Below are 14,650 nucleotides of genomic sequence, written 5' to 3'. Positions count from 1 at the left end.
TTGTTGTTTTTTTTTTACTTAAAGGTGGTGTGTATGCTGTTTTTCCCAATAAAACATACTCCTTTGGATCCCATATCGGTGTTTTTTTAGTAATGGCTATGTTTCACGTGTAACTGTATTAATTTCTCATTTTAACTATTACTTATTCTTCATCAGTATTAAAGCGCCAAGCTAATATACGGGTGTTCTTTTGACCTTGACTCATCTCAATGATACGCATTTGGGCGACACCGAGTTGCGTTAATAATAACTGCAAAGGCTTCACGTTTTCAGATTTGGACACTAAGCTGGTAAACCAGCCTACATGCTCTGAAAAGTCTTGACTCTCTTTTATCATCTTAGTTAAAAAAGCAATCTCGCCGCCTTCACTCCACAGCTCTTTGTGCTGACCACCAAAGTTTAGATTCTGTGCCGCATTGCCAGATTTTGTTGAGCTACGACTGATTTGTTCGTTCTCATTCTTACCACGATGTCGTTGTAAATTATGCTGCTTACGGCTATTGGCTTCCATCGCTTCTTCTAATGAGGCATGAAACGGCGGGTTACATACCACCACGTCAAAATAGTCTTGGCGACCAATGATATTCTTAAAGATAAATTTAGGCTCAGGTTGCAGCTTTACTTTAACCGCGCTTTTTAGCTTGGGATTGGTTTCACAGATAAGCGCTGCGGTATTGACCGAAATAGGGTCAATATCGGTGGCGGTAAAGCGCCAGCCATAGCTTTGGCTACCGACAATGGGATAGATAGCACTGGCACCGGTACCAATATCAAGGGCGTGGATTTCTTTGCCAGTCGGTGGCGTATTATCTTTATTAACATGCGTGGTCTGCGCGAGCAGGTCGGCAATATAATGAATGTAATCTGCGCGACCCGGTATCGGCGGACATAGATAGCCTTCTGGAATATCCCAAAATTTCACACCATAATAATGAGCCAGTAGCGCCTGATTAAGGACGCGCACGGCGGCACTGTCGGAGAAGTTAATCGTCGACTCGCCTTTAGGATTGGTAATGGTATGCTTGGCAAGCTCAGGTAAGGCACGGGTCAATACTTCAAAATCATAGCGACCTTGATGCGGATTACGCGGATGCAGTTGGCCAAGTTTTTTGGCAGTTTCAGGCGAGCGATTTCTGTGATTATTGGTGGTCGGGCGACGGTTCATAGGCTTACTGGTCATAGTATCGGGCTTTGATGTTTGAATATAATGATCTATTTTAGCAGATTTCATCTCAACCTATCTGTTTATCCACTGCGAATAACCAATGCCAAGCGAACCGTTGGTTTATTTCTATACTTGCGTTGTAGGGTTCGGGTGTCTATATTGAAAGTAGGCCAAATTAACATCAAGCGGGTATTCTATACACTGCGTACACCGCAATAATAAAAGCTAAAAGGATAAGACTATGACTACGGAAAGCCACAATAGCGATGACACTAGCAATGGCACTCGCATTACCTATGACGTTCAAAATTACATCTGCCTAATCGGGCTCAATCGCGCTGATAAACGCAATGCCTTTGATAGTCATATGATTAAGCAACTGTCTGAGGCACTTACTAAATATGAAAATGATGCGAATCTCCGCTGTGCGCTGATATTCGCCCATGGTGAGCATTTTACCGCCGGTCTTGATTTGATGGAGCTACAAGATAAATGGGATAAAGGTGCGTTTGAATTTGCTGCTCACGAAATTGACCCGTGGGGTATCGGTGGACAATTACGTAGCAAACCAGTTGTTGTTGCAGTGCAAGGCACTTGCTTTACCGCTGGGATTGAGCTGATGCTCAATAGCGATGTGGTTATCGCCAGTAGCAACTGCAACTTTGCGCAAATGGAAGTCCAACGCGGTATCATGCCGTTTGGCGGGGCGACGGTACGCTTTGTCGCGGCAGCTGGCTGGCAAAAAGCCATGCCGTATTTACTAACTGGTAAGCCGTTCGATGCGCAAACCGCTGATAGGCTTAACTTAGTTAGTGAAGTGGTCGAAGATGGGGAAGAATATAAGCGCGCGCTAACTATCGCCCAAGAGATTTGCAAAGCCGCACCGCTTGGTGTGCAAGGATTACTGTCTTCAGCACAAGATGCCAGCCGTAATGGCGCAAAAGCAGCTCTAGCTAATATTCATGGCTATCTGCCACATTTATTTCATTCAGAAGACGCGAAAGAGGGTGCTATGGCGATGGTTGAGAGAAGGGAAGCGGAGTTTAAGGGGCGGTAGTAAGGTAAAATATAGCTAGCTTTTGGTAATGAAACTAAAATTGGATAAGTTGATTATTATGGGTATGGAAACTACAGGAAGCGTCAAAGAAATTAAAGATCTCGTTATAGATACTAGTCAATTTATTACTAATTTTTTTGACAAAGATTATCAAAAGTTTGCTACTAAATATAATTTTGCTTTAAATGACTATCTAAAAGCTAAACTAGTAAATCTCTCTAAAGTCAAAATGGCGTTCTTTTCTTCACAAGTTGTTGATCTGGATGAAATTTATGTTGCACAATATATCTCATTGGGCAGTAAGCTTTACTCGCAGGAAAATTTCTTTGAGTTGCTTCTACAACATAAGAAAGTGGTCGTGAGTGCTACAGCAGGTTCAGGAAAGTCCTGTCTTTTAAAAAGTATGTTTATAAGTATAATAAAAAACAAGAATAATCTACTGCCTCTATTCCTAGAACTTAGAAAAGTGAACGAGACTAATGATTCTATTTTTGACACACTTAGGACAGATATAGCGATATACAACGAAAAATTTAATAAAGATAATTTAAATTATTTACTTGATAGAGAGGGAACTATAGTCTTTTTAGATGGTTTTGACGAAGTGAATCATGATTTAAAAAATAAATTCACGAAAGAAATTAATAATTTAGCAGATAAGTACCCAAATCTTATTATCGTAGTTTCATCAAGACCAGAGTACAATTTATTCTCTGATTGGTCACTATATAGTGTCGCTCACATTCAACCATTAATTTTATCTCAAGCAATAGAAGTCATCAGAAAGTTAGATTACGATGAGGATGTAAAAGAAAGGTTTATATTAGCATTAGAAACTACGCTTTTTCACAAGCAAGAAGGATTCTCTAGTAACCCTCTATTACTGACAATCATGTTAGTAACTTATGAGCAGTTTGGAAGTATTCCTGACAGAGTGTATATCTTTTACGATCATGCTTATCAAGCACTATTTAATACGCATGACGTATCTAAACACGGCTTTCTAAGAAAAAGTCCAACCAATCTAGATATGTATGAGTTAAGAGATGTCTTCGCTTTATTTAGTTTACTTACATATAGTAAACAGATGTTCGAGTTAACAGAAGATGAAATTAATACATTGCTGAGAAAATGTTTAGTGCATTTGAAATCTGAAGTCAGTTACAAGGATTTAAAGTTAGAGCTATTGAATAACGTCCCTCTATTAATGCGAGATGGATTAAATTATTGCTTTACACACCGTTCATTTCAAGAATATTTCACTGCATATCACATAGTACATCACGCACTCAAACAACAAGTTTTTGAACGTGTATGTGAAAGATATCATGCGGATAATGTTGTCGATATGGCATTTTCCATGAACAAGGAGGTATTAGAGGACAAATGGATACTTCCAAGAATTAATAGAATTATAAATTTAAAGCCTAACGATGTTGTAGCTGTAAATAGCAAAGTGAAATTACTGTCAGTATTCTTCGATAAGATTGAAGAAATTAGTGATAGAGGTAAAAAAGAAATAGGATTCTCATATAACGAAAACTCTTATTTTCTTAATTACTTGGTTCGGAAATACGATTGTCAACAACACCTTAATGATTTGAACGATAAGTATCACTCTCATGACTACTCTTATGAAGAAACAGATTTTTTCGAGTTAGTATTGAATGACAAGAAATCGCTGGTAGTTGAAGATTTAAATGATTTTGAAAAAAATCTGGTTTGCCGTATGGGCGGTGAGCGTTATGGAAAGTTGAGTTTCGAGCTTATTGAGTATATTAAGGACTTAATTCTGACCAATAGAAATAATAATTTAGACGATGTTGAAAGTTTTATTTTTGATTAAGTGTTGAGTTTATATGTAGTCTTAATGACATATTAATTTGCCACGAAGGTGCGTTTTAGCCCTGATATGAGAGCCGTAAAAAAATTGCACTGCAATTTTAGGCTTGCAAGTGAAACTCTCTTAAATGAGAGTTTCTTAAGGCTATCCTGCTTGAATAGGCGTGTTGCGAAGGCTAGGTTTTGGGACAGTCTCGTGACCAAACAGGAATGACCCAAACCGTAGCCACAGAAAATCGTAGATTTTCTCTTGCGTCAGGGCGAAGCAGTACTTCGCTTGATCCATCCTCACACCTAGATAAGCAGATAACAGCGGATGGCAGGATTGGCTACTCATACACTCAACTCTAATCAAACCGTTAAATCCCCTTTCTAGTATTTCACAACATCAATCTTCTAGCGTTAATCTTATAACGCATCTATGCAAAGTTCATAAAGCGATTGGCGATGACGCTATTCATGTTGTACCCTAAAGCATTATTTTTTTCTAAATCAGGAGAATACGGTGTTGTACAACTTTGATGAAATAATAGACAGACGACATACAGGGTCGCTCAAATGGCATTATACCGATGACACCATTCCGCTATGGGTCGCAGATATGGACTTTAAGACTGCCCAGCCTATTTTAGCGGCGATTGAGCAAGTAACACAGCATGGCATATTGGGTTACACCGTGCCGACTGAGCCTTTGTACCAAGCAATTATTCAGTGGCATGGCAGTCGTTATGACTTGTGGCTGGATCAGCAGGATATTCTATTTTCTCCGGGTGTGGTGCCAAGTTTGGTGCTGATGATGAAGGTATTTACCGAGACAGGGGATGCGGTACTCATCAATGATCCTATTTATACACCTTTTATGACCAAGGTTTTGGACAATAATCGTAAGCTTGTGACTTCTGCATTGAAAGAAGTTGAGGGACAGTATCATCTGGATTTAGCTGATATCGAAGCTAAGATTGTCGAGCATAAGGTAAAGCTTTATTTACTGTGTAATCCGCATAATCCTGGCGGGCGCGTATGGACAGTAGATGAACTTGAGGCACTGATTTTAATTTGTAAAAAGCATGATGTGGCGATTGTTAGTGATGAGATTCATCAAGATTTAACCTTGAGTGGTCACAAATTCATTCCCTTTTTAACATTAGCAAAAGGCTATGAGCACAAAGTGGTGAGCCTGACCTCGATGACTAAAACTTTTAATATTGCCGGTATCAAAGGTTCGATGATCTTTGCTAAAGATAGCGCATTACTGAGTAAAATTAACCAGCAGCAGCGCTTAAGTGACGAGCATGAGCTAAATTTATTTGCTTATGCGGCGATGCGTAGTGCTTATGAGCAAGGTGGTGAGTGGTTGGCACAGGCGCTTGCTTATATCGAAGCCAATATTGAATTAACCCTGCAATATTTAGCTCAGCATCTACCTAAAATAAAGGTTATGCGCCCAGAAGCATCTTATCTAATATGGCTGGATTGCTCGGCCTATGCCCAAGACGATCAAATGCTCTATGACGCGCTTAGAGATGCTAAAGTTGAGCTTAGTGCGGGCATCAAATATGGTAATGAGGGACATTTGAAAATGCGACTCAATGTGGCATGTCCTAAAACGATATTGATAGAAGGCTTAAATCGCATGCATACCGCCTTAAGTGATATACGCCAACCCTTATAAAATGAGATGAGATTTGCTTGTTTTAAGGGTTTACTTGACCCAAATTGTCTAAATCGATAAATTCCTTTTTGCCATGAATATTGTACATTTTGCGCTCAATGTCTGGATAGTTGGTGATATCAATGGGTGGTCTGCTACCGCCCATAAGATAGACGGCATCGCTATCGCTGTCGTTACGCATAGAATGCGCCGCTCCATGTGCTGGGAAGCCGACGAAATCACCAGTATTTAATAAATAAGTGTCATCGCCATAACGTAGCGTAAGCTTACCTGATAGCATATAAATGAACTCGTCCGATTCTTCATGATAGTGATGTTGGGTCGTCTCATCACCTGATTCAACGCGTACGAGATGCAAACCAAATTTGGTTAACCCAACGATGTCGCTCAATGAGACCGTATGGCGAATAGCTTGCTCGTTAAATTGGTGCACGTGTCTGGTTTCAGGAATGCTGTCAATATCAGACTTGATTAGAACGTAATCTTGGGTGTTTTTAAGCTCAGGCTTTGATGTCATGGTCATTAAGTAATCCCCGTTGTTATTATTTTAATCTTATAACAGCCGTAATGAGTGGAGTGCAAGGTTTGGATTACTTAGCTGGATAACCAGTGATATCTTGAATGCTTTGATATAAAGGTTTTAAGCGCTCATACATTTTCAGGTAGACTTCATTATATAAGCGTTTATAGAGCTGGACGTTGGCGTCAATAGGCAGGAATTCATCGCCCAAATGCACCATCGCCTTAGTGGCGGTTAAATGGTCAGGATAGACGCCAAGACCTACCGCGCAGTTGATGGCAGCGCCTAATCCAGAAGCTTCATAAGTATGCGGGCGATAGGCGGGCATGCCAAAGATATCGGCAGTAAGCTGCATGGCAGAGTCACTTTGGGAGCCACCACCAGAAACGCGTAAGTGTTTGATGGGTTTGCCCGTGCGTTTTTCAATGGTATCAAAACCAAGTTTAAGCTCATAAGCAAGCCCTTCCAAAATCGCGCGGTAAACATGCGCTCGCGTATGCACATCGCCAAAGCCAATAAGCGCGCCTTTGCCTTCAAGACCTGGATGACGAACGCCGGGCGACCAATATGGCTGCATCATCAGTCCCATACAGCCTGCCGGAATATCTTTGACTGCTTGATCGAGGAGTTTTTCGGTATCGATACCCTGCGTTTTTGCTAGTTGCTCTTCATATTGAGCAAACTGCTCTTTAAACCAGCTAACCATCCAAAAGCCGCGATAAATCATATATTCATGGTTATAGTAATTGGGTGCGGCGGCGGTATAAGCGGGCATATGCTTAAGTATTTCAACATAATTGCTCGATGTAGTATTGACGGTCGCGGTGGTGCCAAAGCTTAAGCAAGCGGTGTCGGCGGCGAGTCCAGCGGAACCCAACGCTTCACAAGCCTTATCGCTGGCAGCAGCAATCATTGGCGTGCCTGCAAGAATACCTGTGGCTTTAGCTGCTTTGGAAGTAATGCTACCGAAAGGTTGTCCCGGCGGCACAATTTTAGGCATCTGCTCAGGTCGACAGCTAAATAATCGCCATTTGAGATCCTTAGCTTTTAGCCAAGCTTGCGCCTTGTAATCGTAAGGTAGGTAACCTAGGGCGTGACCGCTGGAATCTATCAACTCGCCTGTAAGCTGATAGGTTAAGTACGCTGATAGATTGACGTAGTGAGCGGTCTTTGCCCAAATCTCTGGTTCATGATAGGCAAGCCAATTACAGCGTGCTTTTTGCTGCGCTTCATTGACCAGCTCGCCCATGCCGATTACTTTTGTGAGTGGATTAAGAAAGCCTAAATCATTGGTCTCTCCTCGGCGCAAATCCATCCATACAATAGCTGGGCGTAGCGGTTGTTTATCTTTATCCAAACAGATCATAGTATAGCGCTGAGTAGCGAGACTGACACCGGCGATTTGCGCTGGCGTAATATCGCAGGTTTGCCATAATTGCTGGCAAGCCTCGCTTAATTTTTGCCAATAGTAGTCGGCATGTTGCTCAGCAAAATTGGGCTCAGTTGAAAAATATGGCTCGATAGGGACGCGGGCTTTGGCAATCTCGGTGCCAAATTGATCAAAGATAAGAGCTCTAACACTTTGCGTGCCATTGTCGATGGCTAAGAAATAAATAGGGGCATCAAAGTTGTTGGTCATAGTCGTCCTTTACTATGTGAAAATAGATATATAGCTCAATAAAAATACTATGATTATAGTGTGCTACTGCTATAAGTTTTCCTTGCTTGCTGTGCCTACGCAGACAGGGGCTACGGAACTTATATTTTCAAAGTAAGCACCCCAGTAGTACTTACCTATTAATATCCTATAAAAAAACGCTAAGCCGCAGGCAGGTAATAGTAGCGTTGCCACAACTGTTGATAACGTTCAACTTCTTGCTGCCATTTTTGCTCGTCCCAGCCCAGCTCCTGCTGACATATTTGTTTGAGCCTATTACTGATCAACGGCGTCATCGCGCCATGCGGCAGTATTAATCCTAAGCGGGTGCGTCGCAGTAGCAAATCGTCCAAATGAATGACTTGCTCGTAGTGAGCAGCAAAGCGGATTTCCGCCCAAATGGTATTGCTGTCAGTCACATAAGCCAAGTCATCGTCATGCGCCAGCTCTAATAAAGTATCGAGCTGTCGGCCATAAAACCCTTGCAAGCGTTGTTGTAGGGGTTTTGGTAAGGTGATAAATTTAGGGTTGGTTGGGGTTTGCTGGCTAAAAACTTGACTGCTATATGGTGTATTACTATTTTGAATACTCGTGCCATCTAGCTCTAGCACTTTTTGGCAAACCTTAAGCACATCAAGGGCAATGAGGCGAAAAGTCGTTAGCTTACCGCCACTGACGGTCACTAAATTATTATCGAGCCAAACGCTATGGTCGCGCTTTTCTTTACTCGGACTGACGCGCTTGCCATCGCCACCTTCTGAGATAAGTGGACGCACGCCTGCCCATGTACTAATAACATCCTCTCGATTCAGATTAGCATGATCAAAGAGATTATTGGTTGCCACTAATAAATAATCTACCTCTTCATTAGTGATACCGACTTCGTTATCGTCTAAGGTTGGATGATCCAAATCGGTTGTGCCAAGGACGGTACGGTTCTCCCAAGGGAAAACAAAAACCGCTCTTTTATCGACAGGATGCAAAAAAGTATAGGCTTGCTGCAACGGTAAGCGCTCTTGACTGACCACCAAATGACTGCCACGAGACGGACGGATTTGCTTATGAAAGCTCTGTTCTGTTTGTTTACTAGCTTGTATCCGTAAGGTATCAGCCCAAGCCCCAGTCGCGCTAACGACTACTTTGGCGTGAATATCGTAAGTATGATTGCTATCATCAGATGCGGTATCTTTTAGAGTAGCGCCCACTACCAAGCCTTGCTCATTGGTAATTAATGATTCGGCTTTAAGGTAATTAATTGCGCACGCACCGTCATGAATAGCTTCATCTAGCACACGCATCACAAGGCGTGAGTCATCGGTTACCGCGTCACTAAACTGGCTGGCACCCAAAAACTTCTCTTGCTTGATACCAGGATTTAAACTTAAAAAAGCATCTTTTTTAAAGTATTTAGAGTAGCGCTTGCCCGCCAAGCCATCGTAGACGCGTAGCAAGGTATTGAATATCCATGGCGGTGGAAACTTGCCTTTATAATGTGGCATAACGTAATGCATTTCGTTAACCAAGCCGCTAGCCTCATTGAGCATGCGCTCACGTTCACGGACGCTAAGTAAGGTCGTTTTATAATCACCTGAAGCAATATAGCGCAGCCCGCCATGTACCATTTTGCTAGAGCGGCTAGACGTGCCCCAAGCAAAGTCTTTTTGCTCAATTAACAATACCGCTAAGCCGCGCCTTGCTGCTTCACGAGCAATCCCAGCACCAGTAATACCGCCACCGATGATGAGCATATCCCAAGGTTCTGAGCGTGCTAAAGGCGCTAATGCTTGTTGGCGTTGCTGATAGGGCTTAGCTTGGTTCATAGAAGACTCATTTTAATGGTTATTTAATTTCAGCTAAGTAGATTATCTAAATTGTTTAATTTAAAGTCGTCTTTTGAAAAAATAGTTGCGTTTTATTATGATGCGCGACTGATATTAATTTTCCTTGCGTGCTGTGCCTACGCCGACAGAGGCTGCGCAAAATTAATATTAGCCGCGCTGTATAGCGCTTATATTAAATTAAACATACCTAAGCTAAGACTGCAAATAAGCCCTGACTTTGAAATCCATTATTAACTAGAATTAATTTTTAAGCAAAACACCCGGATTCATACGCTGTTCAGGATCTAAGCTTTTGAGCATATCGCTGGTCACCTGAATACCTAGCTTACCTTTTTCGGCAGCGAGGTAAGGCGCATGGTCACGACCAACACCATGCTGATGCGATATCGTCGCTGTACCATTAGCCAGACTTGAGCTGGCAGCATGTTTGATTTTCTGCCAGCGGCTTAAGGTGATAGCATGATCTTTTGCCGCTCTAAAGAAGTAAGTGGTATAAAGACTCGCACCTTGCTTATAAACATGCGAGATATGGGTAAAGGCCATGACGTTTTCACCTTCATCGCTCAAAGCAGTCTGTACGGCTTCTTGCATCTGCTGCATTTGCGCGTCGATGTTATTCCAATTGGTTGCGGTCTCAAAGGTATCGACCATGATGCCCTTTTCCCACAGTGTCCCGCGTAAATAAGGGAATTTAAAGCGTCCATGTGCCCACACACTACCCATAATATCGGTTATTTTGCCAGTGACACTACCTTGCTGTTTTAATAGCTTATTAAACTGCGTCAGCGCCAGTTTATTCTGTGCTTTGTCACCTGAAAGCCCATAAGTAAGCATGACTTTTTCTGAGCTGAGTCCGCGCGCTTTTAGATAGGTATTAATCGCTAAAAACTGACTAGGCTTCGTACCTAAATGCAAGTGAGCGTCAGTCTCGACCGCATTACTCAAACGTAGCATCGACAGGCGAATATTACTCTGCACCGCTTGTCTGAGCACTTCCTTACCTGCTTCCCAGTTAGGCAGAAATGCGACTTTAAACAGCTCTTCTTCAGGTTGCGGCTGCACGCGCATTTTGACTTCAGTAAAAATACCGGCGCGACCTTCCGTGCCCATCATCATCTCACGCAGATCAGGCCCTGCCGCTGACGCTGGAATATCAGCAATATTGAGCACCCCTTGCGGCGTCACCAAAGTGCCACCAGCAAACATCTGCTCGATACGTCCATAGCCTAACGACTGCTGACCACTAGAGCGTGCAGCAATCCAACCGCCAAGTGTCGATAGCTCCCAAGACTGCGGATAATGCCCCAAACGGTAGCCGTGCTCGTCCAATTGTGCTTCGACGGCTGGTCCTTGCGTACCAGCACCAAAGGTGGCGATTTGGCTCTCGTTATCTAAATCAATAAGCTGAGCCATCTTGCTCATGGCAATGGTTAATACAGGGCGTGAACCCTTTTGCGGATTGATATGACCAGCGACTGAGGTACCGCCGCCAAAAGGAATAACAATAAGGTCGTGGTCGTGAGCCAGTTTCAATAAGGTTTCGACATCAGCGGTCGATTCAGGAAAAGCGACACCATCAGGGAAGACCTCAAAGTCGCCGCCATGCATGGCTATCCAGTCAGGAAAGCTCTGTCCACGTGCATGTCTAAGTCTATCTTCTTGATTAATAGACACCATATCCAGCTCAGTAATGGCAGCGGGTAGGCGCGATTTGGGTACAGTTTTGAGTACCTGTTGTAAGCTCACAGACGATAGTTTTTTGGTTTTGCCAATATGTGATTTGATTAATTTCGCCCCATGTGCTGAGACTTTTTTATTAATATTAATATTGCCCCAGCCATTCCAGCGCGTTTGCTCTATCGGCGTGTTGGCGGTCATGTTAATGGGCGCATCACTTTTTGAGACGTTATCTAATATAGGATTGTTGGTATTGGCAGGCGTAGTGGTTTTACGAATAAGAGATTTGATTTTGCTCATAGGGACATACCTGTCGATTTGTTATGACTGTTTATTATAATTAAGGGTTTAGATAATGGTGAGTCAATTTGACTACTGATAATTGGCTAAGAGTCATCATAAAAAAATATACGATATTAAGGTCTTATACTAAATATACAGACTTAAAAATAAAGTATTTATCGTTCGAGCATAGCACAATATAAACTAAAATTTTATATAGACTCGTCATTTGTATAATAAAGATTTATAGGATTTTGTGAATAATAAAAATATTACCACCGTCATCGTTTAGTAACTTATTAAAAAAATATCTAATCAAGCCGCTTATTTATTATCAACCTTATCACCTCTTGTTTTGTACGCTTAGCTTCCGAACATTCAAATAATCGCTAATATCTGTTAATAACCATCACTATCCATTAACAACTATCAAGAACTGTGAATTATCATGAATAATTAACCATCTAATCGCCATCATCGTGCGGAAACTTGTTAAAATAGGCCACTAATTTTTTCTTGATGGACATCGATTTATGACCACTGCCGCTGCCACTCCTGCAATACCTACTATCAAAGAAGACCGCATTTTAATTCTCGATTTTGGCTCACAATATAGTCAATTAATCGCCCGCCGTGTACGCGATTCAGGCGTATTCTGTGAGATGTTCCCGTTTGATATCGACACCCAGCGTATCGCTGATTTTGGCGCAAAAGGCATCATCCTATCCGGTGGCCCTGAGAGTGTGCATGCAGAAAATAGCCCGCGCATTAACGATGCCGTCTTTGACTTAGGCGTACCCGTACTTGGTATCTGCTACGGTATGCAAGCAATGGCAGAGCGCTTCGGTGGTAAAGTCCACGCCAGTGATATCCATGAATTTGGCGCATCGACTATCAATATCGATGGCAAATCTGAATTAATAAACGGAATCGAAGACGCTGCTGGTAAGCTCAATGTGTGGATGAGTCATGGCGATAAAGTCATTGAAGCGCCTGAAGGTTTTGATATCGTTGCCAGTACGCCAAGCTGCCCGATTGCAATTATGGCAGACGATTCGCGCCATTATTATGGTCTACAGTTCCATCCTGAAGTCACCCATACCGCGCAGGGTGAGGCGTTATTAGGTCGTTTTGTCCATCAGATTTGTGACTGCGCTGGTAGCTGGACGCCTGATAACATCATCGATATGCGTATCGAACAATTGCAAAAGAAAATCGGTGATAAACAAGTATTGCTTGGTTTATCAGGTGGTGTAGATAGCTCAGTCGTTGCCGCATTATTGCATAAAGCGATTGGTGATCAGTTGACTTGTGTATTTGTCGATACTGGTCTGTTGCGTCTGCACGAAGGCGATCAAGTGATGCAAGTATTCGCTGAAAACATGGGTGTAAAAGTCATTCGTGTCGATGCCGAAGAGTTATTCCTAACCGCATTGGCTGGTGAGTCTGATCCTGAGGCTAAACGTAAAATCATTGGTAAAACCTTTATCGACGTCTTTGCCAATAGTGCGCGTGAAGTCAGCGAGCAAAGCGATGGCAAAGTCATCGAATTCTTAGCCCAAGGAACAATTTACCCAGACGTTATCGAATCAGCGAAGTCGCATCAAGGTAAAGCGCATGTGATTAAGAGCCATCATAACGTTGGTGGTTTGCCAGATGATTTGGCCTTTGAATTGGTTGAGCCATTACGTGATTTGTTTAAAGATGAAGTGCGTAAACTCGGTATCACCCTTGGTCTACCGGCTAAAATGATTAACCGTCATCCGTTCCCAGGACCGGGTTTAGGCGTGCGTATCTTAGGCGAAGTAACCAAAGAATTTGCTGATATCTTGCGTTCTGCTGATGCTATCTTTATGGAAGAGTTAGAAAAATCAGGCTGGTATGAAAAGACTGCGCAAGCATTTGCGGTATTCCAACCGATCAAATCGGTCGGTGTGGTCGGTGATGGTCGCCGCTATGCGTGGGTAATTGCACTACGTGCCGTTGAAACCGTAGACTTTATGACGGCGCGCTTTGCCCATCTGCCATATGATTTGATTGAGACGGTATCGAATCGTATTATGAATGAAATTGCTGAAGTATCACGCGTCACTTATGATGTATCGAGCAAGCCACCTGCGACGATTGAGTGGGAATAATCCTCTACTTAGTCTTTAGCTGAAGTAAAAAAACACTCAACTTGGTTGGGTGTTTTTTTTTGCTGTTAAATTATAAAAACGTGATATTAAATATGTCTTTCATCAATCATTAGCTACTCTATTAAAAGCTCATTATTGAAAGCTTCAAATATGTATTCAGTCAAATTGACAAGGTTATTGAGATTGTCATGGACTTGATCAAGTTCTTGTAACTTTTTAAATGGAATTGTTATGCTAATATAAAAGCCGAACGAGATATCGAATTGGTTTTTCCCAGATTTATTGATTCCTTCCCACCCACACTCAGTTTGCCAATCAAAATCATTATTAAAACTTGACTTAAATAGTTGCTCTAAAGCTTTCCACTGTTCACCACGTTTTTTTCTTCCAGTAAACTTAGAAAAATTTTCCTTAGTATATAAATTTTTTTTCAAATATTTTTCTGTAAAACTAATACTAGCAAAGTATTTTTGATAGCTAGTGAATGCTATATAGAACTTTTTTTCAACTGGATATTCTATGTTTTCAATTTTAAGAGACTCATAAAATTCAGGCTCTTTTTCAAATAAAATTAAACCTTGAGCTTTAGTATTTCCAGGAAAAATACTAAGCTTTAAGTCACCATTTGAAGTAATACCAAATATAATCTCTTGCGCCCATTTCTTTGAGAAAACTAAACCATTACGGTCGTTGTACTCAATTCTTTTGATGTTTTCGTTGAGCTTGGAAGCTTCTTCTAAAGAAGATTCAATTCTTCTAACTAAATCTTTAGTATCTTCAGGTTTTAACGAGGAGATAT

Annotated in this window: 10 protein-coding genes; 4 read left to right on the top strand and 6 right to left on the bottom strand. The window is 41.9% G+C overall.

Going from position 1 to position 14,650, the window contains the following annotated elements; genetic code table 11:
• Nucleotides 1-142 precede the first annotated feature (142 nt).
• A complete protein-coding gene (gene rlmF, locus CAN34_RS08880) occupies nt 143-1,180 on the bottom strand; it encodes a 23S rRNA (adenine(1618)-N(6))-methyltransferase RlmF (protein ID WP_089555341.1) in 1,038 nt (345 codons plus the stop codon).
• 226 nt (nt 1,181-1,406) lie between these two features.
• Between rlmF and CAN34_RS08875 the strand changes: the two genes are divergently transcribed.
• From CAN34_RS08875 to CAN34_RS08865, 3 genes are all read left to right on the top strand, one after another.
• Complete coding sequence (locus CAN34_RS08875) at nt 1,407-2,222, top strand: crotonase/enoyl-CoA hydratase family protein (RefSeq protein ID WP_089555340.1); 816 nt, start codon at nt 1,407-1,409, stop codon at nt 2,220-2,222.
• A gap of 58 nt (nt 2,223-2,280) precedes the next feature.
• A complete protein-coding gene (locus CAN34_RS08870) occupies nt 2,281-4,068 on the top strand; it encodes an NACHT domain-containing NTPase (RefSeq protein ID WP_165767634.1) in 1,788 nt (595 codons plus the stop codon).
• A 501-nt stretch (nt 4,069-4,569) separates the two neighbouring features.
• Nucleotides 4,570-5,736, top strand: coding sequence for a MalY/PatB family protein (locus CAN34_RS08865; RefSeq protein ID WP_089555338.1), 1,167 nt, complete (start codon nt 4,570-4,572; stop codon nt 5,734-5,736).
• Nucleotides 5,737-5,758: 22 nt separating this feature from the next.
• Here the strand turns inward: CAN34_RS08865 and CAN34_RS08860 are convergent, their stop codons facing one another.
• The 4 genes from CAN34_RS08860 to CAN34_RS08845 all read right to left on the bottom strand — a co-directional run bounded on the left by CAN34_RS08860 (nt 5,759) and on the right by CAN34_RS08845 (nt 11,731).
• Nucleotides 5,759-6,259, bottom strand: coding sequence for a cupin domain-containing protein (locus tag CAN34_RS08860; RefSeq protein ID WP_089555337.1), 501 nt, complete (start codon nt 6,257-6,259; stop codon nt 5,759-5,761).
• Nucleotides 6,260-6,326: 67 nt separating this feature from the next.
• Nucleotides 6,327-7,895 (bottom strand): FGGY-family carbohydrate kinase, encoded by a 1,569-nt coding sequence (locus CAN34_RS08855; protein WP_089555336.1) that lies wholly within the window; start codon nt 7,893-7,895, stop codon nt 6,327-6,329.
• A gap of 179 nt (nt 7,896-8,074) precedes the next feature.
• A complete protein-coding gene (locus CAN34_RS08850) occupies nt 8,075-9,733 on the bottom strand; it encodes a glycerol-3-phosphate dehydrogenase/oxidase (protein ID WP_089555335.1) in 1,659 nt (552 codons plus the stop codon).
• 261 nt (nt 9,734-9,994) lie between these two features.
• Nucleotides 9,995-11,731, bottom strand: a complete 1,737-nt coding sequence (locus CAN34_RS08845) for an FAD-binding oxidoreductase (RefSeq protein ID WP_089555334.1) — start codon at nt 11,729-11,731, stop codon at nt 9,995-9,997.
• 515 nt (nt 11,732-12,246) lie between these two features.
• Between CAN34_RS08845 and guaA the strand changes: the two genes are divergently transcribed.
• Nucleotides 12,247-13,851 carry a glutamine-hydrolyzing GMP synthase gene (guaA, locus tag CAN34_RS08840; RefSeq protein ID WP_089555333.1) on the top strand — a complete coding sequence of 535 codons (1,605 nt, stop codon included), beginning with the start codon at nt 12,247-12,249 and terminating at the stop codon, nt 13,849-13,851.
• Between the two features lie 113 nt (nt 13,852-13,964).
• Here guaA and CAN34_RS14240 read toward each other — a convergent pair.
• Nucleotides 13,965-14,650 (bottom strand): hypothetical protein (locus CAN34_RS14240; RefSeq protein WP_165767633.1); only part of this gene is annotated, 686 nt, incomplete at its 5' end.

It is taken from the genome of Psychrobacter sp. DAB_AL32B, from assembly GCF_002224105.1.
Classification (GTDB): Bacteria; Pseudomonadota; Gammaproteobacteria; order Pseudomonadales; family Moraxellaceae; genus Psychrobacter.
Note: the sequence above shows the minus strand (reverse complement) of the source record. Positions and strands in the feature narration are given on the sequence as shown.